We start from the raw sequence: 26,751 nt of genomic DNA, 5'->3' as shown, positions 1-26,751 counted from the left end.
AGGATGGCGGGGTGACAGTAGAGGCCATTCGATCGGGCGTCGACCTGAGCTTTGTCGACGCGAACGCCCGCCCCCAAGACGACCTTTTCGGCCACGTCAACGGCCGCTGGCTGGATGACTACGACATTCCGCCGGACCGGGCGACCGACGGCGCGTTCCGCGCGCTGTACGACCGCGCCGAAGAGCAGGTGCGCGACCTGATCACCGAGGCGGCCGAGCGGGGCGCCGCGGCGGGGACCGACCCGCAACGCATCGGTGACCTCTACGCCAGCTTCCTCGACGAGGACGCCGTCGAGCGCCGGGGCGTGCAGCCGCTGCTCGACGAGCTGGCCGTCATCGACGACTGCGCCGACACCGCTGCGCTGGCCGCCGCGGTCGGCGCCCTGCAGCGCACCGGGGTCGGCGGGGGCATGGCGATGTACGTCGACACCGACGCCAAGAATTCGGCCCGCTATCTGGTGCACTTCTCCCAGTCCGGCATCGGCCTGCCCGACGAGTCCTATTTCCGCGAGGAGCGGCACGCCGAGGTGCTGGCCGCCTACCCGGGACACATCGCGCGGATGTTCGGCCTCGTCTACGGCGGGGACCCCGGAACCCACGCGGACACCGCGGCCCGGATCGTGGCGCTGGAGGCCAAGCTCGCCGCCGCCCACTGGGACGTGGTCAAGCGCCGCGACGCAGACCTCACGTACAACCTGCGCACGTTCGCCGAGCTGCGGACCGACGCGGCCGGCTTCGACTGGGACGGCTGGGTGAGCGCGCTGGGCGGCACGCCCGATGCGCTCGCGGAAGTGGTTGTGCGGCAACCGGATTACCTGGCCGCATTCGCCGCGTTATGGGACAGCGAAGATTTCGAGGACTGGAAGCGCTGGGCCCGTTGGCGTTTGATCCGCGCCCGTGCCGCCTGGCTGACCGACGACCTGGTCGCCGCGGACTTCGACTTCTACGGCCGGCTGCTGACCGGCGCCGAGCAGATCCGGGAACGCTGGAAGCGCGCGGTGGCCCTGGTGGAGAATCTGATGGGCGACGCCGTCGGAAAGCTTTACGTGCAGCGGCATTTCCCGCCGGACGCCAAGGCCCGGATCGACACCCTGGTGGACAACCTGAAGGCGGCGTACCGCCAGTCCATCGGCGACCTGGACTGGATGACGCCGCAGACCCGCGAGCGCGCGCTGGCCAAGCTGCAGAAGTTCACCGCCAAGGTGGGCTACCCCGAAAAGTGGCGCGACTACTCGAAGCTGGTCATCGACCGCGACGATCTGTACGGCAACTACCGGCGCGGGTACGCGGTCAACCACGACCGCGAGCTGGCCAAGCTCGGCGGCCCGGTGGACCGCGACGAGTGGTTCATGACGCCGCAGACCGTCAACGCCTATTACAACCCGGGGATGAACGAAATCGTCTTCCCCGCAGCCATTTTGCAGCCACCGTTCTTCGACGCCGAGGCCGACGACGCCGCCAACTACGGCGGGATCGGCGCGGTGATCGGCCACGAGATCGGGCACGGCTTCGACGACCAGGGCGCCAAGTACGACGGCGACGGCAACCTGGTCGACTGGTGGACCGACGACGACCGCACCGAGTTCGGCGCCCGCACCAACGCGCTGATCGAACAGTACGAGGCGTACGTGCCGCGGGCGCTCGGCGACGGCCACCACGTCAACGGCGCCTTCACGGTCGGCGAGAACATCGGCGACCTGGGCGGGTTGTCCATCGCGCTGCTGGCCTACCAGCTGTCGCTGAACGGCCAGGCCGCCCCGGTCATCAACGGCCTGAGCGGCGTGCAGCGCGTGTTCTACGGCTGGGCGCAGGTGTGGCGAACCAAATCGCGTGACGCCGAAGCGATCCGGCGCCTCGCGGTGGACCCGCATTCCCCGCCGGAGTTCCGTTGCAACGGCGTAGTCCGCAACATGGACGCGTTTTACGAGGCCTTCGGCGTGGCCGAGGGGGACGCGCTGTACCTGGCCCCGGCGAGCCGGGTCCGGATCTGGAACTAGGCAACCGCCTCGATGCGCGCCGGCACGTGCTTGTGCCACGGTGTGCCCGCGTAGGGGTCGCGCCATTCGGTGGAGGTGAGCGCGTTCGGGGCGACGCCCGGAACGACGGTGCACCCGTCCTCGTCGAGGTAGTCGAGACCGAAACCGTTGGGCAGGGCGGCATGCCCGGCGAGCATGGTCTCGGTGACTTCGACGGTCGCCTCGGCGCTGCCGGCCGCGGTGCTGACGCGCGCCCGGCCCCCGTCGACGAGCCCGAGCACCTGGGCGTCCTCGACGCTGACGCGCAGCGCCCCGTCGGCGTCGCGTTTGCGCCAGGACGGGTCGCGGAAGATGTCGTTGGCGGTGTAGGCGCGCCGCTCGCCCACCGACAGCACGATCGGGAACTCCGACGTGGTCAGCTCGGGCGGCGCCGCGGCCAAAGCCCTTAGGTCGTCCAGCATTTCGGGGATTTCCAGCGCGATCTTGTGATCGGAGTGGCCGATCAGCGCGAAGTCATCCTCGTAGTTGTGCGCGGTGAACGTGACCCCGGACGGGTTGTCCAGGATCGCGTCGAACAGCGCGTTGCCGTCGGCGTGGCCGGCCCGCCGGACCGCGTCCGGATAGGTCATGGCGGTCTTCTGGGCCAGCCCCCACAGGGCAGCCGCCCCGGCCATGCCCGCCGGCAGCGTGGGCCCCAGCGTCTCGTACAGGACGTAGGGCAGCAGCTTCGCCATGGCCGGGTTGCCGCCCACCGCGGTGAGGAATGCCTCGGTGTAGGCCTGGCGGCCCCGCTGCGCTGCCTCGCGCAGGGGTCGCAGGTCGGCGTCGCCGACCACCCCGAGAGCGCGTACCAGCCGGGCCCAGATCTCCGGTTCGGGCAGGGTGCCCGGCAGCGGCTCCAGAAGCGGGCGGCGCAGCTGAAAACCGTTGTGCGGGAATTCGAAGTTGAAGAACGTGGCTTCCGGCTTCTCGAACTGCGACGCCGCGGGGAGCACGTAGTGGGCCAGCCTGGCCGTCTCGGTCATCGCGACGTCGACGACCACCATCAGCTCCAGCGATCCGAACGCCTCCCGGCACGCCGCCGAATTGGCCAGCGAGTGGGCGGGATTCGCGCTTTCGACGACCATCGCCCGGAAGCGGTCCGGGTGATCAGTCAGGATCTCCTCGGGCACGGCGTTGCTGGGGATCAGCCCTGCGATGATCGGCGCGCCGGTGACGGGCGTGCGGCCCGTGACCGTGCTGAACAGCGGTGCGAGTGACGAATGCAGATGCTGGCCACCCTTTTTCGCGAAGTTGCCGGTGAGGATCCACAGCAACTTGTTCAGGTAGGAGCACAGCGTGCTGTTCGGTGCCTGCTGGATGCCGAGGTCTTCGAACACGGCGACGCTGGCGGCGCTGCCGATGCGCCGCGCGGCCGCGCGCAGCAATTCCTCGTCGACGCCGCAGCGCTGCGCGTAGTCGCCGACCGGGACCTCGCGCAGCTCCGCGCGGACGGCGTCGGCGCCGTGCACGTGCTCGGCGAGAAACGCTTCGTTGCAGAGGTTTTCCTGAACCAGGACGGCGGCCAGCGCCGCCAGGCACCAGGCGTCGGTCCCGGGCCGGACCCGCAGATGGAAGTCGGACATCTTGGCGGTGTCGGTGAGGACGGGATCGATCACGATCATCGACCGGGCCGGATTCTTGGCGATCTCGTTGAGCACCACCCGGGCCCGGGGGAAGCTCTGCGACATCCACGGGTTCTTGCCGACGAACACCGACACCTCGGCGTGCTCGAACTCGCCGCGCGTGTGTCCGCCGTACAGGTGCGCATCCACCCACGCTTCGCCGGTCTTCTCCTGTGCCAACGCATTTGACCGGTAGCGCGCGCCCAGCGCCTTCAGGAACGCCCCGCTGTAGGCCCCGCCCAGGTGATTGCCCTGCCCGCCGCCGCCGTAGTAGAAGATCTTGTCGCCGCCGTAGGTGTCGCGGATGTGTTTGAAGCCCTCGGCGATCTCGACAACGGCGGTGTCCCAGTCGATCTCCTCGAAGGTTCCGTCGGCGCGGCGGCGCATCGGCGACGTCAGGCGGGCGCGGTTGTTCTGGTAGTGGTCCAGCCGCAGCGCCTTGTTGCAGGTGTAGCCCTGCGTCCCCGGATGCTCCTTGTCACCCCGGATGCGGGCCAGTTTGCGATCCTCGACCTGCACCACGATGCCGCAGTTGCATTCGCACAGGATGCAGGCGGTGGGCTGCCAATCGGTGGTCGTCATTGCGAATTCCTCTCGGAGAGCTCGGCCGCCAGCAGCCGGTGCAGCTGCCGGTGCACGACATCAAGGGGTGTCAGGTCGCGCCGCACCCGGGCCAGCACGATCGCGCCCTCGAGCGCGCTCGTCGCCAGCACCGCGAATTCGTCGGCACGGTCCGGGGCCACGCCGTCGGCGACGACGCGATGCCCGATCAGGTCTGACCAGCGGTCGAACACCGCCGCCGCGCGCTCGACCACCGGCGCCATCCGCTCGCGGTCGGATTGCTCGCCGGCCTCGACGGCGACCGCGACGACGGGGCAGCCCGCGCGGAAGTCGCTGTCCAGCAGCTGGCGGCGGTACTTCTCGAACAGCGTGTCCAGCAGCTCGAGGCTGCCGCCGGCCTCGGCGATGACGGCGGCCACGTGCTCGCCGGCGTAGTCGACGGCCTCGCAGAGCAGCTGGGTCCGCCCTCCCGGGAAGTAGTGATAGGCCGACCCGCGCGGCGCCCCGCTGTGCTCGAGAACGTCCGAGATGGCGGTGGCGTGCGCCCCGCGCTCCCGGATCAGCAGGGCGGCGGAAACCACCATCCGCTCGCGGGGGCTACGCATATGTATGATGCTATACATAATCCGATGCCGCGCGAAAGTGCTCGCGCGAGAAGACACAAAATCGCCCTATTCCGAGCAAGAATGGGCGCTTTGCGTCTGGTGGTGGGGTTTAGTTCATCCAGTCGGCGGAGCCGTCGTTCTTCTTGTAGTCGCCGCCGGTCGAGTTCTTCACGATGATCGGGTCGCCGGGCCCGAAGTTGTCGAAGAACCACCGCGCGTTGCTCGGGCTGATGTTGATGCAGCCGTGGCTGACGTCGCGCTTGCCCTGGTCGTCCACCGACCACGGCGCGCTGTGCACGAAATCGCCGACGTTGTCGAAGCGGACGGCCAGCTCGACCGTCACCTTGTAGCCGTACGTCGAGTTCACCGGGACCCCGTAGGTCGAGGAATCCATCACCACCGAGGGCATCTTCTCCTGCACGTAGTAGGTGCCGTTGGGGGTCTGGTGGTTGCCGGACGTCATGCCCATCGACATCGGGATGGTCTTCTCTACGGTGCCGTTGCGGGTGACGGTCAGTTGGTGCGTGGAGTCGTCCGCCGTGGCCACCAGGGTGTCCCCGGTGTGGAAGCTCATCACGGTGCCGCCGGCGTCGACGGTCACGTCGGTGTGGGCGGGCCAGAAGCTCAGCGGGCGCCAGCGCAGCTGCGTCGGGGTCATCCAGTAGAACTTGCCCGGCACCGGCGGGGTCGACATCACGTGGACCGCGTCGATGGCCGCGCCCGCATCATCGACCCGGCCGGGGAAGTTGATGATGATCGGCTGGGCCACGCCCACCGTCGAGCCGTTCTTCGGGACGAACGAGGGCGGCCCGAACGGCGCCGTGCCGGTGAAGGGCGTCGGGTTCTGCCCGGCGGCGGGACCCGCGGCCGCGGGCAGTGCGCCGGGGAATTGGAACGGCGGCGGCGCGAGCGGTTCGGCGGGCGGCGGCGCCGCAACGGGCGGTGGCGCGGGAGCGGCGGGCGGGTCCGCGGGCGCCGCCACGGTCCCCGGATCGCCCGGGGCCGGGTCGGGATCGGCGAGCGCGGGCACCGCGCTCAGCACCAGGACCCCGCTCAACACGGAAGCCAATCCGGCCGCCTTCAGAGCCGCGAACATATGCATCCCTCCAGTCGACTACTCCGAAATAGTGTGGCATAGCGCTCGCCCCGGCTACCCATTCCGCGGCGGGCGGCGCCCCGGTGCGCGGCCCGGTCGGCGCCGCTGACCTGCGCAGCTATGAATTGCGTGAGCTTGCCGGGGCGGGCGCTGGAGCGGGGTCGAGCATCTGCCGATTGGCCGCCATCCCGGCCAGCGCGGCGCCCATCAGGCCGGCCGAGGCGGTCAGCATCAGCGCGACGCTGCGCTCGTAGAGCAGTCCCCCCGCCAGCGAGCCGGCCATGATGCCCACCTGGAACGCCGTCACGTACAACCCCGAGGCCCCGTCGGGGTCGTCGGCCCCGTTGCGCATCGCGGCGGACTGCAGCATCGGCGAGACGGCGGTGGCCATGGCGCCCCACAACACGATGGCCCCGATCCCGACCAGCGCGACCGAATAGGGGGCCGCGGCGCGTCCGCCGCCGAACGCGAGCGCGGTCAACACCACGAACGCGGCGGTCAACCCCGCCATGCAGACGAGCACGGCGCCCCGAGGCCGGCGGTCCAGGGGCCGCGCCACCAGACCCACGGCGATCACCCCGGCCGCGCCGTAGGCGGCCAGCACCCAGGCGAGGTTCGGTCCGCGCACGCCGACGACCTCCCGGATGATCACGACGATGTAGGTGTACGACACGAAATGGCCGGTGACGCCGACCATGGTGATGAGGCTGACGACGATCAGGGCGCGGTTGCGGTGGTGGCGCGCCCGCGGCCCCACACACTTGAGCTGGTCGGCGGACAACACCAGCTCGGGCAGCAACAGCCAGGCCGCCAGGGTCACGACGGCCGCCGCGACGGTGACGCATACCGCGGCCAGCCGCCAGCCCCACATCAGGCTCAGGGCGGCCGTGAGCGGGCTGCCGATCACCAGCGCCAGGCTGGTGCCGATGTAGATCGACATCGTGGCGCGTCCCGCGTGGCTCGGCGGCACCAGCCGGGTGGCGAGCGGGGCGATGATCGACCACAGCAGCCCGTGGGTGAGCGCGCAGAGCACCCGCCCGACGGCGAGCACGGCGAAGTTGGGCGCCAGCGCCGAGATGAGCTGCGAGACGGTCAGGCAGACGAGGCTGGCGACCAGCGCCCGGCGGCGCGGCCAATGCGCCGTCCAGCGCACCAGCGGAAACGTCGACAGGGCCGCCACCAGCGCGTACCAGGTCAGCAGGGTTCCCACCAGGACGACGCTGACCTGCAGGTTCCGCGCGATCGCCGACAGAGCGCCCACCGGCAGGATTTCCGCCGTGACGTACGTGAAGGCCGCGGCGGCCAGCACCGACAGCTGCGCCGCGACCCGTGGCGTCCACGTTCGCGCGGCAGTGGTGGCGGCTTCGACAGTCATAGGATCGGGTACGCAATCGGCCGGGCAAGGCTGGTTGGCGAGATCACGCTGCACCTACCGTACGCACCGCAACAATAGGTTCCCCGGAGTTAGCGGTTCAACACGCCTACCGAGACGCGATCAGGAACGGACCAGGCGCGCGATGGCGGCCGAGGCTTCGGCCAGCTTGTCGTCGGCCTCGTCGCCGCCCTCAGCGACCGCCCGGGTCACACAGTGGTTCAGGTGCTCGTCGAGCAGGTTCAGCGCCACCGACCGCAAGGCGCTGTTGACCGCGCTGATCTGGGTGAGGACGTCGATGCAGTACTTGTCTTCCTCGATCATGCGCGCGATGCCCCGCACCTGGCCCTCGATGCGCCGCAGCCGCTTGGCGTAGTTGTCCTTCTGCTGCGAGTATCCGTGCTCGGTCGTCATGTATCCATGCTACTTGGTACCCCGACGGGGTATGCCCGCAAATATTGGGTTGGTCGCGCCGCGCATACTTGCACGATGGCCCCTGACATCAAACCCCGCAGTCGCGAAGTCACCGACGGTCTGGAGAAGGCCGCCTCTCGTGGCATGCTGCGCGCGGTAGGCATGGGAGACGAGGATTTCGCCAAGCCGCAGATCGGGGTGGCCTCGTCGTGGAACGAGATCACACCGTGCAACCTGTCCCTGGACCGGCTCGCCAAGGCGGTCAAGGAGGGGGTGTTCTCGGCCGGCGGCTACCCGCTCGAATTCGGCACGATCTCGGTGTCCGACGGCATCTCGATGGGCCACGAGGGCATGCACTTCTCGCTGGTGTCGCGCGAGGTGATCGCCGACAGCGTCGAGACCGTGATGCAGGCCGAGCGCTTGGATGGGTCCGTGCTATTGGCCGGCTGCGACAAGTCGCTGCCCGGCATGCTGATGGCCGCCGCCCGCCTGGACCTGGCCGCGGTGTTTCTCTACGCGGGCTCAATCTTGCCGGGGGTGGCCAAGCTCTCCGACGGCAGCGAGCGCGAGGTCACCATCATTGACGCGTTCGAGGCCGTCGGGGCGTGCGCGCGCGGGTTGATGCCGCGCGAGGACGTCGACGCGATCGAGCGCGCGATCTGTCCGGGCGAGGGCGCCTGCGGTGGCATGTTCACCGCCAACACCATGGCCAGCGCCGCCGAGGCGCTGGGTATGTCGCTGCCGGGCAGCGCGGCGCCCCCGGCCACCGACCGGCGCCGCGACGGGTTCGCCCGGCGCAGCGGCCAGGCCGTCATCGAGCTGCTGCGCCGCGGCATCACCGCGCGCGACATCCTCACCAAGGAGGCGTTCGAGAACGCTATCGCGGTGGTGATGGCGTTCGGCGGCTCCACCAACGCGGTGCTGCACCTGCTGGCCATCGCGCACGAGGCCGACGTGGAGCTGTCGCTCGAGGACTTCAGCCGGATCGGGTCGAAGGTGCCGCACCTGGCCGACGTCAAACCTTTTGGTCGCCATGTGATGTTCGACGTCGACCACATCGGCGGGGTTCCCGTGATCATGAAGGCGCTACTGGACGCGGGCCTGCTACACGGCGACTGCCTGACCGTCACCGGCCAGACCATGGCCGAAAACCTCTCGGCCATCGCCCCGCCTGATCCGGACGGCAAGGTGCTGCGGGCGCTCGACAACCCGATCCACCCGACCGGGGGCATCACGATCCTGCGCGGTTCCTTGGCGCCCGACGGCGCGGTGGTCAAGTCCGCGGGCTTCGACTCCAACGTGTTCGAAGGCACCGCAAGGGTTTTCGACGGCGAGCGCGCCGCGCTGGACGCCCTCGAGGACGGCACCATCACCAACGGTGACGCCGTGGTGATCCGCTACGAGGGCCCGAAGGGCGGGCCCGGGATGCGCGAAATGCTCGCCATCACCGGTGCGATCAAAGGCGCCGGGCTGGGCAAGGACGTGCTGCTGCTGACCGACGGCCGATTCTCCGGCGGCACCACCGGCCTGTGCGTCGGGCACATCGCCCCGGAGGCGGTCGACGGCGGACCGATCGCCTTCCTGCGCGACGGCGACCGAATCCGCCTCGACGTCGCCAACGCCACACTCGACGTCGTGGGCGATGAATCCGAATTCGCTTCTCGTCGTGAGGGTTTCACCCCCCCGCCGCCGCGCTACAAGACCGGCGTGCTGGCCAAGTACGTCAAGCTGGTCGGCTCTGCGTCGGGTGGCGCAATCTGCGGCTAGGCTCGCGTGGCCGCCTGGCGCGTGCGCATGCCGAAGTAGGTGGCGTTCAGGCCCAGGAGGGTCAGCAACCCGCCCGCAACGACATTCGACCAGATCATGCCGCCGGTTGCGGTGAAGCCGGGCAGCACCCACGGCGCGACGACGAGCCACGCGCCCAGCACCGGCAGCGTCCACGTCATGCCGTGGGCGCGATCCAGGGCCGTCGCGAAGCCGTAGGCCAGGAACGCCACCGCGATCCCGACGATCAGGTCGGACGTGGCGAGCGATGCCGTTCCGCTGAATCCCACCAGCCACGGTGAGGCGGCCACATACAGGCCGGTCAGCAGGGCCAGTCCGAAGGTGACATGCGCGCTCGTCGACTCGGCGACGCGCTCGTAATTCGCGCGCAGGGCCAACAAATCGGGGTGGTGATCGATTGATGAATGGACTGTACTCATTTTGTGACCTTTCTGTTATGCAGCAAGCCTTTTGGGCTTGGCTGCACCCATCCATCCGCTGTCAAGATTACGCGCGGATGTCGCGCGCCAGCAACGAAAATCCGGGCCCTCGGCGACACCGAGTGTGTGCCCTATGTACAAGATCTGCCTTGAATTCGTCCCTAGGCCCCACACGCGAAACTGGATTGGCCGCGTAGCGTCGTGGACATGGACATCGCGGACCGGCTGCGGCTCGATGTTCCGGTGGGACAGGCCGGAATGGGCGGCGGCATAGCGCGGGCGGAGCTGGCCGCCGCGGTCGCCAACGCCGGTGGCCTCGGCACCCTGGGCATCGCCACCGCTCGCCAGCTGCGGTCGTCGATCGATGAGGTGCGCGAGCGGGCACCCGGGCGCGCGGTAGCGGTAAACCTGTTGATGCCCTTCGTCCATCGCAAGCACGTCGCGGTCTGCGTCGACGCCCGCGTGGGCGCCGTCGTGCTGGCGTTCGGCGAAAAGCGGGGGCTCGTCGGGCACCTGCGCGAGGCCGGGATCTTCGTGTTCGTGATGGTCGGCACCGAGGCGCAGGCGCGCGCCGCGATCGCCTGCGGCGCCGACGGTTTGATCGCCCAGGGACGCGAGGCCGGCGGCCACCTCGTCGGAACCATGCCCGCGCTGGATTTTCTGCCCCGGGCCCTGAGGGCGGCCGGGACGCGTCCGGTGTTCCTGGCCGGCGGCATCGCCACCGCCGCCGACACGCGCGCCGCGCTGGACGCCGGGGCCGGCGGGGTCGTCGCCGGCACCCGGTTCCTGTTGACGCACGAGGCCAACGCGAGCCGCGCATACCAGCGGCGACTCATCAACGCGGACACGACCATTGAAACCAACCTGTTCGGCCTGAGCTGGCCGCTGCGCCACCGTGTCGTGCCCAACGCGGCGACCCGCCGCTGGTGCGGGGAGGACGGGAAGGCCAAGGCCCTGCCCGCCGCTCTCAACGCGGCCAGCCGCCCGCTGTCGGTGCTCGGCTATTTCGACGCGGGCGCGCTGATGCGGCTGCAGTCGCCGGGCCGCCCGTTCTTCACCCCGCTGGTGCCGGTGGCCGGCGTGCCCGATGCCTGGCTGGACGGCGCCGCCCTGTACGCCGGCGAAACCGCCTTGCGCATCGGCGAACTCACCTGCGCCGCACAGGCCGTCGCCGACCTCACCCCGCGGTGACGGGCTGCCGCACCAACGCCAGCGCGAAACCGTCCCAGTGCTTGGCCCCGACCGTCTGGATCACCGCGGTGTCCAACTGAGGGTGCTCGCCCATCAGCTGCAGCGTCCGCCGCGTCGCCCGCACCCGCTCGTCGTCGCAGTCGGGATCGAGGATCCGGCCCTCGCGAATAACGTTGTCCAGCACGATGACCGAACCGGGGCGGGCCAGCCGCACCGCCCACTCGAGGTACGCGGCGTAGTTCTCCTTGTCGGCGTCGATGAAGACCAGGTCGAAGGGCCCACCGGTCAGCGTCGGCAACGTGTCGAGCGCGGCGCCCACGATCACCTCCACGCGGTCGGCCACCCCGGCGCGCTGCAGGTTGGCCCGCGCGACCTGGGCGTGCTTGGGCTCGTATTCCAGCGTCACCACCCGCCCCTGCGGGCCCGCACCGCGCGCCAGCCAGATGGTGCTGAAGCCGCCCAGCGTGCCGATCTCGAGGACGCGGCGCGCCTGGGTGGCACCGGCCAGCAGGCACAGGAACTTGCCCTGCTGAGCCGACACGGCGATCTGGGGTAACCCGGCCACGTCGCTGGCCTCGAGGGCCGCGGCCAGGGCCGGGTCCTCGCCGACCACGGTGTTGTCCAAGAATGCGTCGACGTCTTGCGGGGTCGGCTTTTCGGTCATGACGCCACGCTAGGCGTGGGTATTTACCGGATACCCATAGGGGGTATAGAGTGGCGGCGTCCACGAAACACAGGAGGGCGATCGAAAATGGCCGAGTACGAGGCGGGAACGCTGCTGAGCTGTGGCCACGAGGGCTGCGGATGTCGCGTTCGCATCGAGGTTCCCTGCCACTGCTCCGGCGCGGGCGAGCCGTACCGCTGCACCTGCGGCGACGAGCTGAGGCCGGTGGAGTAGCCCCGCAGCGCCCGCGATCAGCGCCCGAACGCGCGACCGGCCAGCTCGACCCCGGCCTGCAGCCGAAGGGCGGTGGCCGACGCGCCGACGGCAACCGCGTGGCCGCCGGGCTCGATGCGCCAGGTTTGGGCGCCGCCGTCGTAACGGGCGAGCAGGCGGGGATCGGCTTCGATGGTCACCCGGCGGGTTTCGCCCGGCTCGAGCTCCAGGCGCTGGAATCCCAGCAGGCGCAGGCATCGCTTGCCGGGGGCCGCGGTCAGGTACAGCTGCGGGACGTCGGCCCCGGCGCGGTCACCGACGTTGGCCACGGTGAAACTCGCGGTGATGCTTTCGCCGCCGGCCACCACCAGGTCCCGGTATTCGAAGCTGGTGTAGGACAGGCCATGACCGAACGCGAACGTCGGTGTCAGGCCGTTCCCAGCGAACCAGCGGTAGCCGACGTCGGCCCCTTCGAAGTAGTCGATCGTCGTCGGCGTCCCCCACGGGGCATCCGGGTGGGGCAGCTCCGGCCGCGGCGTCTGGCCCAGGTCCACCGGGAAGGTGATCGGCAACCGGCCCGACGGATTCATCCGCCCGGCAAGGACTTCCGCGATCGCCCGGCCGCCGGCCTGGCCCGGATACCAGGCCTGCACGATGGCGTTCACCGAATCTAGCCACGGCATGGCCACCGGGTTGCCGGTCTGAAGCACCACGACGGTATTCGGGTTGGCGGCCGACACCGCGGCGATCATCGCGTCCTGGCCCCAGGGCAGCGAGAGGTCGGAGCCGTCGAAGCCCTCGCCTTCGGCGCGGACGGCGAAGACGATCGCGATGTCGGCCCGCCGCGCGGCCCGCGCGGCCTCCGCGGGGCTGACGCCGGGATCGAAATCGATCTGCGCGCGCGGAAGTTGGCTGCGCAGCTCGTTCAGCGGGCTCGACGGCAGCAGGTAGAGGTTGCGTAACCCGGCTTCCAGGCCCGGGCCCCCGATCGGGATCACGCCGGCGTAGCCGCCCGGCGGCACGACGGCGCTCGAACCGTAGCCGGCCGCGACGCCCAGCTGCGCGTATCCGCCGATGACGGCGATGCGCGCCGTCGAGGAGGGCGCGATGGGCAGCACGCCGCCGTTGGCCAGCAGTACGATCCCCTGCCGCGCGATCCGCAACGCGATGTCGTTGTGCGCGTTCATATCCGGCTCCGGCGCGGACCCGCGCCGCTCGATTCCGACCGCGAACATCGACCGCAGGATCCGCCGGACCATGTCCGACAGGCGCTCGGCAGGCAGCCTCCCGTCGGCGTGGGCGGCCCGCAGCCCCTCCCCGAACGCCTCCGATTGCCACAGCAGCGCGTCGATCTGCGCGCCGCACTCCTGGTCGAGGCCGGCCAGCGCGCATTCCCAGGTGGGCGTGCCGCCCCAGTCGGACATGACCCAACCGCGGTATCCCCAGGCGCCTTTCAGCACCTGGTTGATCAACACGTCGTTGGCGGCGGCGTAGTCGCCGTTGACCTTGTTGTAGGCCGCCATCACGGCCCCGGGCGAGGAGCGCTCGACGGCGATCTCGAAGGCCAGCAGGTCGGATTCGCGGTGCGCGGCGGGATCGATGACCGCGTTCAGCCAGTGCCGGTTGGTCTCGTTGCAGTTCAGCGAGAAGTGCTTGACCGTCGAAATGACGCCCTGTTGCTGGATCCCGTTGACCGACTCGGCCGCGAGTGTCCCGGTCAAAAGCGGGTCCTCGGAAAGGTATTCGAAGTTGCGGCCGTTGCGCGGGTCGCGCGCCAGGTTCATCGCGCCGGCGAGCTGCACGTTGAACCCGCGGCTGCGCGCCTCCCGGCCGATCACGGCGCCGGCGGCGCGGGCCAGCGCCGGGTCGAAGCCCGCGGCCAGCGCCAGGCCGGCCGGCAACGCGGTGGCGGTGTCGCCGGGGCGGTAGCCGGGGTTGGTGACGCCGAGGCCGGCGTCGCTCATCAGCAACGCCGGGACGCCGAGCCGCGGAACCCCGGGCGCGTACCCGGCGCTCATCGGGACGCCCGGCGGGATGCGTTCGTCGCGCAGCGGCCACAGCTCGCCCGCGCCCATCACTCCCACGATCAGCGAGAACCGCTCGTCGTCGGTCATCTGGGCCTCGACGTCGCGCGCGCGAACGTCGGGATCGCTCACCGCACACCTTCTTTCGCGTACACGACCCGCAGCACGTGACCCAGCTCGGGTCCCATCACCAGCTCCGCCAAACCGCAGAAGGTCGCGACGAATTCCGGGCCGTGCGCCGGCTCGGCCCGGCACAGGTGATGCGCGACCTCGTGCAGCACCACCAGCTCGCGCAGCGCCCAGTCGGCGGTGTCGCGGTCGGGAACCGCGATAGTGCCCGCGCCGTCCCGGTTTTCGTAGTGCGCCGCGGTGGCGGCCCGCCGCGAGCGCACCCGCAGCGGCGCCACGTCGGGCCAGCGCCGCCGCACCGACGGCAGCGCGAGCACCTCGTCGACGTAGCGCTGGACGGAGGCGACCGACCCGAACCTCCCCTCGGGCGGCAGCGTCAGCCGGGTTCCGAAGAACTCGACGGAGGGCGACCCGTGCTCGGCGGCGCGGTCGAACAGCGTGCGGACGAAGTCCTCGGCCGCATAAACCCTGGCGCGCTGCGAATCGCGGGCCCCACCGGCCCGAGTCACTGGCGCAATGCGCTCCGGGCGCCGGGCAGTTCGGGGCTGTTCCCGAGCCGCGCCCGCCGGCCGGCCCGGTCCCCCGCCCGGCGCGCCGCCGACGAGTACCCCGCCGTCGCGCGGCTGACCTGATAGGTGCCGCGCGCCTTCGACGCGCCGCGGTAGAAGTCGCGCAGCTCGAGTTCCTTGTCGCGCAAGGCGATCGCGGTGCCGGGCGGGCGGCGGCGGTCCCTGGTGGCCTCGCGCGTGGCCTCCTCGCGGGCCTCGGCCAGGCGCTGGCCGACGCGCGCGCCGAACGCGAGCTGAAAGTTGAGGCGGGCCGTGATCGTCGGCGTGGGGCGGTGCGCGCCGGACGCCAGGTAGGCGTCCGACGCCCGCACCATCTGGACGACCAGGCCGGCGTAGAGGGCGTGGGTCGCGTCGATGTCCTCGGCGAACCCGTACGCGTAAACGAACGTCGAGTTCGACGCCACGTCGCAGCGCACGTCGTTGGCCAGGGCGATCACCACGAAAAGCTGGACATAAGTCCGCAGCCCCCGGGTGCCGGCCGCGCCGATGGTGATGGTCCGCTGCGTCGGGGCCTGCACCGGCGAGCGCTTGGCGGCGTGCGAGCGCGCCACCGCCAGGTCGATGGAGGCCGCCGTCGCCAGCCGTTGCGCGGCGGTCATGAAGGCGTCCGCCTCGTGCGAGTTGTCGGTGCCCTCGGCCTGACGCAGCAGCGCCGCGATGCGGGCCAGCATCTTGTCGTCGGTCATATGCGCCAAACTAGCGCAGCCAGACGACACGTCGCCTACAGCCGTTTGGTGATCCAGGAGACCACGTCGCCGAGCACCTGGTCACGCTCCGGCTCGTTGAAGACCTCGTGGTACAGGCCGGGGTAGACCTTCAACTCGACGTCGGTGGAGCCCACGCATTCGACCAGGCGGCGGCTGCCGTCGACGGGGATCAGCCGGTCGTCGGAGCCGTGCACCACCAGCAGCGGCGCCGTCAGCGCCGGTGCGCGCTGCGGCATGGTCTGGCCGACCTCCAGCAGCGCGCGCCCGACGCCGGCCGGGACCTTGCCGTGGTACACCAGCGGGTCGGAGTTGTAGGCCGCCACCACCGCGGGATCCCGCGAAATCGCGTCGACGTCGAGCTCCTGCACCGGCAGGCCGGGCACGACCACGCCGAGCACCTTCGCCGCCAGGATCATCAACGGGGACACCAGCTCCTGGGCGGCAACCGCCGGGGCCGACAGCACCATCATGTCGTAGTTGTCCGGGCGTTCGACGCCGTAGGCGAACACGATTCCGCCGCCCATGCTGTGACCGAGCACGATGCACTTGAGGCCCGGATGCTCCCGCGTGGCGATGCCGACCAGGGTGTCGAAATCGGTCGTGTACTCGGAAATGTCCCGCACCAGCATCCGCTTGCCGCCGGAGCGGCCGTGGCCGCGGTGGTCCAGGGCGTAGGTGACCAGCCCGGCGGCGCCGAAGCACTGCGCGACGTGGTCGTAGCGGCGGGCGTACTCGCCGAGGCCGTGGGACAGCACCACCACCGCCCGGGGCGCGGCCTGCGGCGTCCAGACGTCGTAGACGATGCGCACGCCGCCGAGGCCGTCGAAGGTCCGTTCAGCGCGAGTTGTCATTACCGGGCAGCGTAGTGGCTCGGGGTCGAGCCGGTGTCGGAGACACTGCGTAGGCTCGTTCAGTGTGAAGCTGCTCACCGAAAATTCTCAGGGCGGCCCCGGGGTCGGCGGGGACTTCTCGACCGACGCCGAGCCGTACCGTCGCGAACTGCTCGCACACTGCTACCGGATGACCGGGTCGCTGCACGACGCCGAGGATCTGGTGCAGGAGACCCTGCTGCGGGCCTGGAAGGCCTACGACCGTTTCGAGGGCAAGTCGTCGATGCGGACCTGGCTGCATCGCATCGCCACCAACACCTGCCTGACCGCGCTGGAGGGCCGGCAGCGCCGGCCGTTGCCGACGGGGCTGGGGGCGCCCAGCTCGGACCCGACCGCGGAGCTGGTGGAACGCCAGGAGGTGCCGTGGCTGGAGCCGCTGCCGGAGCTGACGGAGGACCCGGCGGACCCGTCGGTCATCGTCGGGTCACGCGAGTCGGTGCGATTGGCGTTCGTCGCTGCGCTGCAACACCTTTCACCCCGGCAGCGCGCGGTGCTGCTGCTGCGCGACGTGCTGCAGTGGAAGGCCGCCGAGGTGGCCGAGGCGATCGGCACCACCACGACCGCCGTCAACAGCCTGCTGCAGCGGGCCCGCACCCAGCTCGAGGCCGTCGCGCCCAGCTCCACCGACCGGTTGACGCCGCCCGATTCGGCCGAGGCCCAGGACCTGCTGGACCGCTACATCGCGGCGTTCGAGGCCTACGACATCGACCGGCTGGTCGAGCTGTTCACCGCCGAGGCGATCTGGGAGATGCCGCCGTACGTCGGCTGGTACCGCGGCCCCCGGGACATCATCACGCTCATCCACCAGCAGTGCCCGGCCGAACGTCCCGGCGACATGCGCCTGCTCCCCGTTGTCGCCAACGGCCAACCCGGCGCCGCCATGTACATGCGCGCGGGTGACGTGCACGTGCCGTTTCAACTGCATGTCCTCGACATCAGCGACGGCCGGGTGTCGCGGGTGGTGGCGTTCCTCGACGGCACCCTCTTCGAGAAATTCGGGTTGCCCGCTACCGTGTGACGATGCCGAATCCCCCGCTCGTCACACCCGCGCCCGGGCGGCCGCTGCTGTTGCTGGGCGGTTTCGACATCGCCGCCCTGGGCTACGCCGCCGAGGAGTTCTTCGTCTCCGGAACGGCCACCTCCTACGCGCCCACCACCGCGCTGGGCCCTGACGGCGGGTGGAGCGTAACGCCCAGGGACACCGCGGAATACACCACGCGCATCGTGGCGCTCACCCCAACCGACCCGACCCGGTTCAACGGGACGGTCCTGGTGGAATGGCTCAACGTGAGCGGCGGCATCGACGCCCCGGCGGTGTGGATGATGGCGCATCGCGAGATCCTTCGCGCGGGCTACGCCTACGTCGCGGTCTCGGCCCAAAAGGTGGGGGTGGACGGCGGCGGCGCCAACCTGCTCGGCTTCGACATGTCGCTGAAGAGCCAGGACCCGGCGCGCTACGCCGCGCTGGGCCACCCGGGCGACGAGTACTCCTACGACATCTTTTCCCAGACGGGGGCACTCGTCCGTGACGGCATACTCGGCGATCTGCCGGTGCGCCACGTGGTCGCCGTGGGCGAGTCGCAGTCGGCCATGTTCCTGACCACCTACGTCAACGCCGTCGATCCGCTCGCCCAAAGCTACGACGGCTTTCTGGTGCATTCCCGCTTCGGGTCGTCCGCGCCGCTGGACGGCGCTTCCATCTTCGACGAATCACAACTCGACGTGCCCGACGCGGTCACGTTCCGCGCCGACCTGCGCGTCCCGCTCCTCACGATCATCACCGAGACCGACCTGTTCGGCGGCCCGCGGGAAGGCTACTACTTCGCCAGGCAGCCCGACGGCCACCGGCTGCGCGTCTGGGAGATCGCCGGCGCCGCTCATGCCGACAACTACACGATCCAGGTGGCGCCGATCGACGACGGCTCCGCGCCGCTCGATGCCATCGTGGCCGCCTACGCGCCGACGAACACGCTGATGGGCCAGCAGCTGGAGCACTTCATCAACTTCGCCCCGCAGCACCACTACGTCGTGCAGGCGGCGCTCGCCGCGCTGCATACCTGGGTCAGCACCGGCGAACCGGCGCCCACCGCCCCACCCATCGAGGTCCACCACGGCGAGCTGCCCCGGCCCGTTCTCGATCACCACGGCCTGGCCCGGGGCGGCGTCCGGACCCCGTGGGTCGACGTGCCGATCGCCCGGACGTCCGGCCTGATCGGCTCGGGAGCCGAAGCCGAAAGCATCATGGCGGCGATCTTCGGCGCCGGCGAACCGTTCGACGCGGCGACGGTGGACCGGCTCTACCCTGGCGGCACCGAGCAATACCTCGACGGCTTCACCGCGGCGCTCGACGCGGCGATCGCCTCGGGGTTCATCCTGCCCGCCGACCGCGCCGAGATTCTTGAGCTCGCCGCCGCGGTGTACCCCCAAAGCTAAAGGGCGCGTTCAGTTTTCGGCGGCCAGCACGTCGCGCACCGCGGCATCGGCGGCGCTGAGCAGGTCCGGGTCTATGCCGGCGCGGCCACGCACCAGAACCGTGGCGCAGTTGGCCGGCGGCAGCCCCTCGGCCGGGCATAGGCCGTCGGGGAGCTTGCCGATCATCGGGAGCAACGCCAACCCGAGACCCGAGCGCACCGCCGCGTAAAGTCCCGACAGGTCACCGCATTCGGCGGCGATCTCGTAAGGGACGCCGTGTTTTTCGAGGATCGAGAAGGCCGGCTCGCGCAACGTGCACGGCTCGGCGAAGATCACCAACGGCAGCGGGTCGCCCCGGCGCGCGACGAACGTCCGCGCCGAAACCCACCTCAGCGCTACGACTCCCGACGCGTTGGCGCGATCCAGGCCCGACCCGTCGAGCATGATCGCCAGGTCCAGAAGCCCCCGGTCGAGGGCGTCCGCCAGGGAGACGTTGCGGTCGAGCCGGAACCGCGGCCGCCGGTCGGGAAGCCGCTCGCGCAGGACGCCGGTGAGGGCGGGCAGCATGACGTCCGCGCCATGCTCGGTGGCCCCGACCGTCAGCAGCCGGTGTTCGGTGGCGCCGAGGTCGTCCAGCGCCGCGTCGTGCGCGGCCAGGATCGCGCGGGCGTGCCCCAGCACCTTGTGTCCGACTTCGGTGAACAAGACACCCCGGCCGGAGCGTTCGACCACCGGCCCGCCCACCACGCCCTCCACCTTGCGCAGATGCTGGCTGACGGCGGACTGACTCAGGTGCAGCGCGGCGGCGGCCCGGTGAAATCCGCCACAGTCGGCGACCGCGACGAGGCTGCGCAGCGGCGCGATATCGAGGACCTGAGCCATGCGGCGAATGCTAGTCCGATCAGTAAGGATGATCAATTAGTCGCGGCGATCCGCTGGAAATCGGTATTTCCGAACGACATCCGATAAGTGTTTGCGATCGATTCCGATCGCTAATAATCGTTGGACGGCATGGGTCGGCGTCGACGACCATGGAGGCATGGACCTGTCGCGCATGCCGTTGACCACCGCCTCGGCGGTCACCTTCACCTACGCGATCGGTTATCCCATCGGAGCGCTCGCGGTGGGAGCGATGACCCCGATGGCCGTCCTGGTGCTGCGATTCGGTTCGGCCGCAATCATTCTGGCGTCCTGGGCCGCGCTGGCCAGGACGGCATGGCCGCGGGGAGCACAGTTCGGGCACGTCGTCGTCGCGGGTCTGCTGATCCAGGCCGTGCAGTTCTGCTGCCTCTACGAGGCGCTCCTGCTCGGCGCGCCGGCGGTGCTGTGCGCGGTGGTCGTCGCGATGAATCCGGTCACGACGACGATCCTGGCCGCGCTGTTCCTGCGCGAACCGCTCGGCTCGCGGCGGGTGTTCGCCCTGGCCCTGGGGGTGGTCGCGGTGCTGGCCGCATGCGCCAAGAGGTTGCTGAGCACGCACGGCGTCGACCCCGTCATCGCGCTGCTGGTGGTTGCGCTGCTCGGCCTTTCGGCCGGCGGCGTGTACCAGCAACGGTATTGCGCCGGCGTCGACTTCCGCGCGATGAGCGCGGTGCAGAACGCCGTGGCGCTGATTCCCGCGACGGCGCTGGCGCTCCTCACGCCCTTCGCGGTGCACGACGCGGTCCACGCCGCCGTCGCGGTCACCGGCATGGTGCTGCTCAACGCCACGCTGGCGGTCAGCATCTACCTGCGGGCGATCAGCCTGCACGGGGCCGCGGCGGTGGCGATGCTGTTCGCCGTCATTCCCGCGGTCGCCGCGGTGCTGTCCTGGCTGATGCTCGGCCAGCGCCCGGACGTCGGTGTCGCGATCGGACTGCTCGCCGGGGGCCTCGCGTGCTGGCTGAACAGCGGGACAGCCCGCCGACGCGACGCGGCGCCCGCGGTGTGCGCGCGGCCACGCCTAGAAGAGGCGGCTGTCGGGTGACGGGCCCGGCACCGGGCGGACCAGGCCGGCGCCGGTGACCAGCGGCAGATCCAGCGCGGACAGCAGGCCCGGCCGCGCCGCACACACCGCCGGGATGGCGTTGACCATCCGCGACGCGCCGGCGACGCGCGCGCCGAGGTCGTGGTCGCGGTCCTCGGCCATCTCGAATTCGCAGCGCATCGCCGGGGAGCCCTCGATCTCGACGCGGTAGAGGCCACGGCCGGACGCCGGCCCGTAGCCGAGATCCTTCGGCGGGATGCGGATGTGCGGCTGCGGCCAGTCCGGGGCGACGTCGTCGCGCATCCGCGTCACGTGATCGACGACGAACGTCGCCGTCTCGCCGACGTATCCGGTCAGCGTCGAGCGCATCGCCGCGATGGTTCCCGCCGCGATGTGGCCGGTGGGCGTGTCGAACGACTCGGTCGCGGCGACGCGTTCGTTGTTCTCCTCGACGCGGTCGATCTTGACGCCGAGCCCCGCGGCCAGCTGGTGCAGCACCGGACCCCAGCCGAAGGTGAAGACCCCCGGCGTCGCCGCGAGGGCCTGATACTCCGGCGGCTTGCCGAACCCGAGGATCTCGTAGACCGCGGCCCGGTCCGGGTAGGTCGCGTAGTTGAACATCTCCGTCACCCGCACCGACTCGATCACCCGCGATACCCCCGAAAGCGCCAGCGGTAGAACGTCGTTGGCGAACCCGGTGTCGATCCCGGTGGTAAAAAACGACACACCGCCATCGAGCGCGGCCCGGCGCAACGGATCGGTGAACGCACGGTCCACGCCGTCGGGATACACCAGCGGCACCACCGAACACGACACCACGTTCTTCCCGGCCCGCAGGATCGACGCCATGTCCTCGACAGCCTCCAACGGCCGCAGGTTGGCGCCGGCGGCATACACCACCGCGTCCGCATCGCCGGCCAGCATCGGGGCCGGGTCCCGGGTTGCGACCACCCCCACCGGCGCGGCGCCGCACAGCTCGCCGGCGTCGCGGCCCGCCTTGGCTTCGCTGTGCACGACGACGTCGACCAGCTCCAGCTCCGGGTGGTCGATCACCCCGCGCAGGGCGACGACGCCCATCGAACCCGGCCCCCAGACCCCCACCTTCAACACCACATATTCTCCTATTATTAGGACGCTTATTCTTAGATTTTGGACGGATCGTAAGGAGGCGCGCGTGGGTGAGTCAACCGCCAAATCGCCACCCACCGCCCGCGTGATGGATGTGCTTGGCGCCCTGGCGGATTCCCCGAACGGGCGCACGTCGGCCGAGCTGGCAAAGGCGTGCCGGATCAGCACCTCGACCTGCGCCCTGGTGCTCGCCGAGCTGGAACGGCGCGCCTGGGTGGCGCGGCACCAGGACCGCCGCTACGTGCTGGGCAGCGGCATGTTCGGCCTGGTGCACGGGCTGCGGACGCAATTCCCCCTGCTGGACCGCGGGCGGGACGCGCTGCGCTTCCTGCACGACGCGCTCGGGGCGGGCTGCTCGCTGTCGAGGATCGGTGAGCGCCACCTCACCACCGTCGACACGGTCGGCCACGGCACCGACGGCGAGCACGCCGTCGGGCAGCGCTTCCCCATCGACCCGCCCTTCGGGCTGGTCGCCATGGCCTGGCGCGACGACGATTTCGTCGACGCGTGGCTGCACCGAGTCACGCCCCGACTCACGCGCACCGAGGTGGCCCAGCATCGCCGGGTGCTCGCCGACATCCGCGCCCGCGGCTACGGCGCGTGGCGGTTCGACGACACCCACCGGGCGCTGCACCACCGGCTGGCCGACGTGCTGGCCTCGCTGGAACCGACCGCGCAGGTGACGCGCCAGCTGACCACGCTGATGACCATGGTGACGCTGCGATCCGTCACCGACACGCTCGAAACCGGCTTGGAGTCAACCGAATTCGTCGTACTGCCGATCTTCGGCCGGGACGCCCAGCCGGAGTACCAGATCGAGATCCACCTGGGCCGCCCGGCCGGGCTGACGCTGGAGGCGCTGGAGGCCGCGCTGCGGCGCGCGCAGGAAATCTTGGCCTAGGCTGGAGCCCATGCCCGCAACCGTCGACATCCGGCGCGCGGCCGACCGGGCCGTCACCGCGACACCCTGGCTGAAATCGCGGCATTCGTTCTCGTTCGGCGACCACTACGATCCCGACAACACGCACCACGGCCTGCTGCTGGTCAACAACGACGACATCGTCGAGCCGGGAACGGGATTCGACACCCACCCGCACCGGGACATGGAGATCGTGACGTGGGTGCTGAGCGGCGAGCTGACCCATCGGGATTCCGCAGGCAACCAGGGCATCATCTATCCCGGTCTGGCCCAACGCATGTCGGCGGGCCGCGGCATCCTGCACTCGGAGAAGAACGATTCCCGCACCGACCCAGTACATTTCGTGCAGATGTGGGTGGTTCCCGACGAGCCCGGCATCGACCCGAGCTACCAACAGCACGAGATCGATTCGGAGCTGTTGGGCACCGGACTTGTGACCATCGCCTCAGGCATGCCGGGCAATGAGGCGGCCATCACGTTGCACAACCGCAACGCCGCGCTGTACGGCGCGCGGCTGGAACCGGGAACGTCGGCGCACCTGCCGCAGGCTCCCTACCTGCATCTATTCGTCGCGCGCGGCCGGGTCACCACCGCCGAAATCGGCGACCTCGAACACGGCGACGCGGTCCGGTTCACCCACGCCGACGGCCCGCGGGTGACGGCGAGCGAGCCGTCGGAACTGCTGATCTGGGAGATGCATGCACAGTTGGGCGGCTGAGAAGACATAGAGTGGGCACGACAGACAGGAGCCCGCATGTCTCAATCGCAGCCGCGGCACGCGGCGCCCAACCCCAAGCGGAACATCAAGGCAGTTCGGACCGTGCGGTTCTGGGCGCTACCCGTCGTCGTCACGCTGGCGCTGATGTCGGCGCTGTGTGCGCTGTACCTCGGGGGCATCCTGAACCCGATGACGAACCTGCGTCATTTCCCGATCGCCGTGGTGAACGAGGACGCCGGGCCCCTCGGCGCGCAGATCACCGACGGGCTGGTTGCGGGGTTGGACAAGAACAAGTTCGACGTCCGGGTGGTTTCCCACGACGAGGCGCAGCGACTGCTGGACACCGCCCACGTCTACGGGGAGCTGGTCATTCCGCCGACCTTCTCGTCCAATCTTCATGAGTTCGGGGCCGGTGCGGTCGCGCCGGGCCGTGTGACGCGGCCCTCGGTCACCATCTCCACCAACCCGCGCGCGGGCACCCTGGGCGCCAGCATCGCCGGGCAGACGCTGACGCAGGCGATGGCTGTCGCCAACGGCAAAGTGGGCCAACGACTTACGGCCGACGTCACGGCCGAGACCGGGGGTGCGCCGCTGACCGGCGCGTCGGCGCTGGGCCTCGCCAGCCCGATCGACGTCAAGACCGGCGTCTACAGCGCGCTGCCGAACGGCACCGGCAACGGGCTGTCGGCGTTCTATTTCGCGCTGTTGCTGCTGCTGGCGGGCTTTACCGGCAGCGTCGTGGTGAGCACGCTGGTGGACGCGCTGCTCGGGTACGTGCCGGCGGAATGGGGCCCGGTGTATCGCTTCGCCGAGCAGGTCAAGATTTCGCGATTGGCGACGCTGCAGCTCAAGTGGGCCATCATGGCCCTGCTGGCGCTGCTCACGTCGGCGGCATACCTGGCCATCGCGCACGGGCTGGGCATGCCCATCCCGCTCGGCTGGGAACTGTGGGCTTACGGCGTGTTCGCGATCGTCGCGGTGGGCGTCACGTCGAGTTCCATACTGTCGGTGCTGGGTTCGATGGGCCTGCTGGTCAGCATGCTGATCTTCGTGATCCTGGGACTGCCTTCGGCGGGCGCCACCGTCCCGCTGGAGGCCACGCCGCCGTTCTTCCGCTGGCTGGCCGAGTTCGAGCCGATGCACCAGGTGTTCCTCGGCGTCCGGTCGCTGGTCTATCTCAACGGGCGCGCGGATGCCGGTCTGTCCCAGGCGTTGTGGTTGACGGGCATCGGCCTGGTGATCGGCCTGCTGCTGGGCGGGATCGTCACGCACCTCTACGACCGCAAGGGCTTTCACCGGATCCAGGGGGCGGTCGAGATGGCCATCGCGGCCGAGCACCAGGCGCAGTACCAGGCGCGCGTGAACAAGCGCGAGAGCCCCGACGAGACCCCGGCCGAGGAACCGGCCGCCGAGATCGAAAGCCCAAGCGAGTAAGCGTAATTCGAGTGCGCCCCAAGCGTCACGCGTTCGTTATCGAAATTGACAGTGTGACTGGTGTGACTGATGCTATTTATGTTGCATAGCCATCAGTGCCGAAAGGTCCATCGTGCTGACGCCCCTTGCCAGCTTGCGCCGGCTGGCGTTCTGCTGCACCGCCGTGGTGGCGTGCGCGGTGCTGGCCAGCACCACGGGACAGCCCGTCGCCCGCGCCGCGGACGGCCGCGACCTGCTCGCCGGCGCCATCGAGACCACCAAGGGCTCGTACCTGGTCTACAACTTCGGCCCCGGCCACCCCACGCCGATGCTCAACGCCGGCGGCAGCTGGTACGAGATGAACAACGGTGGGCACCTGATGGTCATCAAGAACGCCTCGGGGCGGCTCGCGCCACACCTGCTGGTGGACAGCCACCAGGGTGATCAGGCCCGCTGCGAGAACAACCCCGGGGCGCGCACGGGCGAGGGATTGTGGCAGGCCTCGGAGGTGTACGCGCCGCTGCAGGCGTGGCAGCGGATGGGGCAGCCGACGATCGCGATCAACGCCAACTTCTTTGACATCCGACCGCAGAAGGCTGGCTCCTGGCGCCAGACCGGCTGCAGCTCACCGCTGGGCGCGTTCGTCGACAACACGCACGGCCAGGGCCGGGCGAACCAGGCGGTCACCGGCACCGTCGCGTACCCCGGCAAGCAGGGCCTCTCCGGGGGCGGCGAGAGCTGGAGCGCCCTGTCGACGATGATCCTGCCGTCGGGTGGCGCGCCGTATGTGTTGCGCGCCAGGAACCCCCAGGACTACGACGTCGCCACCCCGGTGGTCGCCGACCTGCTGAACCGCAACGAGCGGTTCGTCGCGGTGTCGGGGATCGGCCTGCTGTCCCCCGGCAAGACCGGGCAGCTGAACGACGGTGGGCCCAGCGCGGCGCGAACGGCCCTCGCCTACGTGAAGCAGCGGGACGAGATGTACATCTTCGAGGGCGGCAGCTACACGCCGGACAACATCCAGGACCTGTTCCGCGGTTTGGGCAGCGACACCGCGGTCCTGCTGGACGGCGGCGGCTCGTCGGCAATCGTGCTGCGCCGTGACACCGGCGGCATGTGGGCCGGCGCCGGGTCTCCGAGGGGATCGTGCGACACCCGAGAGGTGCTCTGCGACTCCCACGAGCGCGCGCTGCCCAGCTGGCTGGCCTTCAACTAACGGTCACTGGGCTTCGGGCCGAAGCGGAAGATCAGCAGGCTGGTCGCCACCACCGCGGCGGTGACCGCGAACACCGGGGCGACGACGAATCGCGACATCGTCGCGCCCAGCAGGGCGCCTGCGCACATCGTGAAAACGACACTGAGGCGCAGCTTTTCGCGCTCACCCGTCCCGCCGGCCAGATGGCTGTCCAGGCCGAGGCTGACGATGGTGGACGTCAGCACCGTGGTGGAGAGTTCCTGGATCCCGAACTGGCGCGCGCTCGAGTGCTGCAGACCGAAGGTGACCGCGAGCAGGCCGATCATGATCAGCTTGGTGTTGTCGTGGTAGTGCAGCACGCCGGCGCCGGCCAGAATCGACAAGGCCACCAACAACACGATTTCGATTGCCAGCACCGTGCTGATCCACGACCGCGTCCGCCGATCGAAATGCCTTGCCAGCCGGCCGCTGACGATCGTGGTGCAGACGAAGGTGGGCAACGCCACCACGACCGCCGTCAGGTCGATGCTGGTTCTCGGGGCCAGCCAGAAGCCGAGGAAGATCACGTTGCCGGTCATGTTCGCCACGAAGACGTGACCGAGTACCAGGATGCTGATCGCGTCCGCGAGGCCGGTGGCGAACGTCAGCAACAACAGCGCCGCGACGGTCGAGCGCTCGGAGACCGGCGAAGCAACGGCCATGGGGCGATTTGGGATCCGCG

At 70.0% G+C, this 26,751-nt stretch carries 24 protein-coding genes and 1 pseudogene; 11 read left to right on the top strand and 14 right to left on the bottom strand.

Features of this window, described 5'->3' with window-relative positions:
• The first annotated feature begins 11 nt into the window (after positions 1-11).
• On the top strand, positions 12-1,997 hold the full coding sequence (locus AC5Y5E_RS09880) for a M13 family metallopeptidase (protein WP_499902809.1): 1,986 nt from the start codon (positions 12-14) through the stop codon (positions 1,995-1,997).
• Here the strand turns inward: AC5Y5E_RS09880 and AC5Y5E_RS09875 are convergent.
• The 5 genes from AC5Y5E_RS09875 to ricR form a co-directional block, all read right to left on the bottom strand.
• The gene (locus AC5Y5E_RS09875; protein ID WP_499902808.1) at positions 1,994-4,222 is read right to left on the bottom strand and encodes a molybdopterin-dependent oxidoreductase; all 2,229 of its coding nucleotides are present in this window, start codon (positions 4,220-4,222) and stop codon (positions 1,994-1,996) included. The two genes, AC5Y5E_RS09880 and AC5Y5E_RS09875, sit on opposite strands and share 4 nt — an antisense overlap.
• Positions 4,219-4,806 carry an LmrA/YxaF family transcription factor gene (locus AC5Y5E_RS09870; RefSeq protein WP_499902807.1) on the bottom strand — a complete coding sequence of 196 codons (588 nt, stop codon included), beginning with the start codon at positions 4,804-4,806 and terminating at the stop codon, positions 4,219-4,221. The genes AC5Y5E_RS09875 and AC5Y5E_RS09870 overlap by 4 nt, the downstream gene beginning before the upstream one ends.
• Before the next feature lie 109 nt (positions 4,807-4,915).
• Complete coding sequence (locus tag AC5Y5E_RS09865; protein ID WP_499902806.1) at positions 4,916-5,902, bottom strand: L,D-transpeptidase; 987 nt, start codon at positions 5,900-5,902, stop codon at positions 4,916-4,918.
• A gap of 118 nt (positions 5,903-6,020) precedes the next feature.
• Positions 6,021-7,277, bottom strand: coding sequence for an MFS transporter (locus AC5Y5E_RS09860; protein WP_499902805.1), 1,257 nt, complete (start codon positions 7,275-7,277; stop codon positions 6,021-6,023).
• A gap of 120 nt (positions 7,278-7,397) precedes the next feature.
• Complete coding sequence (gene ricR / locus AC5Y5E_RS09855; protein ID WP_067005235.1) at positions 7,398-7,688, bottom strand: copper-sensing transcriptional repressor RicR; 291 nt, start codon at positions 7,686-7,688, stop codon at positions 7,398-7,400.
• A gap of 75 nt (positions 7,689-7,763) precedes the next feature.
• Between ricR and ilvD the strand changes: the two genes are divergently transcribed.
• Positions 7,764-9,455, top strand: a complete 1,692-nt coding sequence (gene ilvD / locus AC5Y5E_RS09850) for a dihydroxy-acid dehydratase (protein ID WP_499902804.1) — start codon at positions 7,764-7,766, stop codon at positions 9,453-9,455.
• Here ilvD and AC5Y5E_RS09845 read toward each other — a convergent pair.
• Positions 9,452-9,892, bottom strand: a complete 441-nt coding sequence (locus AC5Y5E_RS09845; RefSeq protein WP_499902803.1) for an SPW repeat protein — start codon at positions 9,890-9,892, stop codon at positions 9,452-9,454. The genes ilvD and AC5Y5E_RS09845 overlap by 4 nt on opposite strands.
• Positions 9,893-10,099: 207 nt before the next feature.
• Here AC5Y5E_RS09845 and AC5Y5E_RS09840 point away from each other — a divergent pair, with 207 nt between their 5' ends.
• Positions 10,100-11,083: a nitronate monooxygenase gene (locus AC5Y5E_RS09840; protein WP_499902802.1), complete on the top strand. Its 984-nt coding sequence runs from the start codon at positions 10,100-10,102 to the stop codon at positions 11,081-11,083.
• On the opposite strand, the gene AC5Y5E_RS09835 is transcribed toward AC5Y5E_RS09840, so the two are convergent.
• Positions 11,070-11,747, bottom strand: coding sequence for an O-methyltransferase (locus AC5Y5E_RS09835; protein ID WP_499902801.1), 678 nt, complete (start codon positions 11,745-11,747; stop codon positions 11,070-11,072). The genes AC5Y5E_RS09840 and AC5Y5E_RS09835 overlap by 14 nt on opposite strands.
• Before the next feature lie 87 nt (positions 11,748-11,834).
• Between AC5Y5E_RS09835 and mymT the strand changes: the two genes are divergently transcribed.
• Positions 11,835-11,981 carry a copper-binding metallothionein MymT gene (gene mymT / locus AC5Y5E_RS09830; protein WP_499902800.1) on the top strand — a complete coding sequence of 49 codons (147 nt, stop codon included), beginning with the start codon at positions 11,835-11,837 and terminating at the stop codon, positions 11,979-11,981.
• Between the two features lie 17 nt (positions 11,982-11,998).
• Here the strand turns inward: mymT and AC5Y5E_RS09825 are convergent, their stop codons facing one another.
• Genes AC5Y5E_RS09825 through AC5Y5E_RS09810 form a run of 4 tightly spaced genes read right to left on the bottom strand, consistent with a single transcriptional unit; the run spans position 11,999 to position 16,240 of the window.
• Positions 11,999-14,116 carry a glycoside hydrolase family 3 protein gene (locus tag AC5Y5E_RS09825; RefSeq protein WP_499902799.1) on the bottom strand — a complete coding sequence of 706 codons (2,118 nt, stop codon included), beginning with the start codon at positions 14,114-14,116 and terminating at the stop codon, positions 11,999-12,001.
• The gene (locus tag AC5Y5E_RS09820) at positions 14,113-14,622 is read right to left on the bottom strand and encodes a TIGR04338 family metallohydrolase (RefSeq protein WP_499902798.1); all 510 of its coding nucleotides are present in this window, start codon (positions 14,620-14,622) and stop codon (positions 14,113-14,115) included. The genes AC5Y5E_RS09825 and AC5Y5E_RS09820 overlap by 4 nt, the downstream gene beginning before the upstream one ends.
• Positions 14,619-15,368 carry a DUF2786 domain-containing protein gene (locus tag AC5Y5E_RS09815; RefSeq protein WP_499902797.1) on the bottom strand — a complete coding sequence of 250 codons (750 nt, stop codon included), beginning with the start codon at positions 15,366-15,368 and terminating at the stop codon, positions 14,619-14,621. Before AC5Y5E_RS09815 ends, AC5Y5E_RS09820 begins: the two co-directional genes overlap by 4 nt.
• Positions 15,369-15,403: 35 nt before the next feature.
• Positions 15,404-16,240 carry an alpha/beta hydrolase gene (locus AC5Y5E_RS09810; RefSeq protein WP_499902796.1) on the bottom strand — a complete coding sequence of 279 codons (837 nt, stop codon included), beginning with the start codon at positions 16,238-16,240 and terminating at the stop codon, positions 15,404-15,406.
• Between AC5Y5E_RS09810 and AC5Y5E_RS09805 the strand changes: the two are divergent.
• Positions 16,191-17,297 (top strand): annotated as a pseudogene (locus tag AC5Y5E_RS09805) (sigma-70 family RNA polymerase sigma factor). The gene AC5Y5E_RS09810 and the pseudogene AC5Y5E_RS09805 sit on opposite strands and share 50 nt — an antisense overlap.
• A 2-nt stretch (positions 17,298-17,299) precedes the next feature.
• Positions 17,300-18,712 carry an alpha/beta hydrolase domain-containing protein gene (locus AC5Y5E_RS09800; protein ID WP_499902795.1) on the top strand — a complete coding sequence of 471 codons (1,413 nt, stop codon included), beginning with the start codon at positions 17,300-17,302 and terminating at the stop codon, positions 18,710-18,712.
• 9 nt (positions 18,713-18,721) lie between these two features.
• Here AC5Y5E_RS09800 and AC5Y5E_RS09795 read toward each other — a convergent pair whose 3' ends face one another.
• Entirely contained in the window at positions 18,722-19,573 is an 852-nt protein-coding gene (locus AC5Y5E_RS09795; protein WP_499902794.1) for a LysR family transcriptional regulator, read from the bottom strand.
• A gap of 172 nt (positions 19,574-19,745) precedes the next feature.
• Between AC5Y5E_RS09795 and AC5Y5E_RS09790 the strand changes: the two genes are divergently transcribed.
• Positions 19,746-20,657, top strand: a complete 912-nt coding sequence (locus AC5Y5E_RS09790) for a DMT family transporter (RefSeq protein ID WP_499903273.1) — start codon at positions 19,746-19,748, stop codon at positions 20,655-20,657.
• Here the strand turns inward: AC5Y5E_RS09790 and AC5Y5E_RS09785 are convergent.
• Positions 20,634-21,767 (bottom strand): NAD(P)H-dependent amine dehydrogenase family protein, encoded by a 1,134-nt coding sequence (locus AC5Y5E_RS09785; protein ID WP_499902793.1) that lies wholly within the window; start codon positions 21,765-21,767, stop codon positions 20,634-20,636. The two genes, AC5Y5E_RS09790 and AC5Y5E_RS09785, sit on opposite strands and share 24 nt — an antisense overlap.
• Positions 21,768-21,873: 106 nt before the next feature.
• Here AC5Y5E_RS09785 and AC5Y5E_RS09780 point away from each other — a divergent pair, with 106 nt between their 5' ends.
• The 4 genes from AC5Y5E_RS09780 to AC5Y5E_RS09765 all read left to right on the top strand — a co-directional run bounded on the left by AC5Y5E_RS09780 (position 21,874) and on the right by AC5Y5E_RS09765 (position 26,051).
• The gene (locus tag AC5Y5E_RS09780) at positions 21,874-22,686 is read left to right on the top strand and encodes a MarR family transcriptional regulator (RefSeq protein ID WP_499903272.1); all 813 of its coding nucleotides are present in this window, start codon (positions 21,874-21,876) and stop codon (positions 22,684-22,686) included.
• Positions 22,687-22,696: 10 nt separating this feature from the next.
• Positions 22,697-23,422, top strand: a complete 726-nt coding sequence (locus tag AC5Y5E_RS09775) for a pirin family protein (protein ID WP_499902792.1) — start codon at positions 22,697-22,699, stop codon at positions 23,420-23,422.
• Positions 23,423-23,458: 36 nt separating this feature from the next.
• Positions 23,459-24,856, top strand: coding sequence for a YhgE/Pip domain-containing protein (locus AC5Y5E_RS09770; protein WP_499902791.1), 1,398 nt, complete (start codon positions 23,459-23,461; stop codon positions 24,854-24,856).
• An 85-nt stretch (positions 24,857-24,941) separates the two neighbouring features.
• Complete coding sequence (locus tag AC5Y5E_RS09765) at positions 24,942-26,051, top strand: phosphodiester glycosidase family protein (protein WP_499903271.1); 1,110 nt, start codon at positions 24,942-24,944, stop codon at positions 26,049-26,051.
• Here the strand turns inward: AC5Y5E_RS09765 and AC5Y5E_RS09760 are convergent.
• Positions 26,048-26,731 carry a YoaK family protein gene (locus AC5Y5E_RS09760; RefSeq protein ID WP_499902790.1) on the bottom strand — a complete coding sequence of 228 codons (684 nt, stop codon included), beginning with the start codon at positions 26,729-26,731 and terminating at the stop codon, positions 26,048-26,050. The two genes, AC5Y5E_RS09765 and AC5Y5E_RS09760, sit on opposite strands and share 4 nt — an antisense overlap.
• Between the last annotated feature and the right edge of the window lie 20 nt (positions 26,732-26,751).

Source organism: Mycobacterium sp. NGS54, assembly GCF_059812465.1.
The sequence above is the reverse complement of the archived record's forward strand: the minus strand, read 5'-3'. Positions and strand labels throughout refer to the sequence as shown.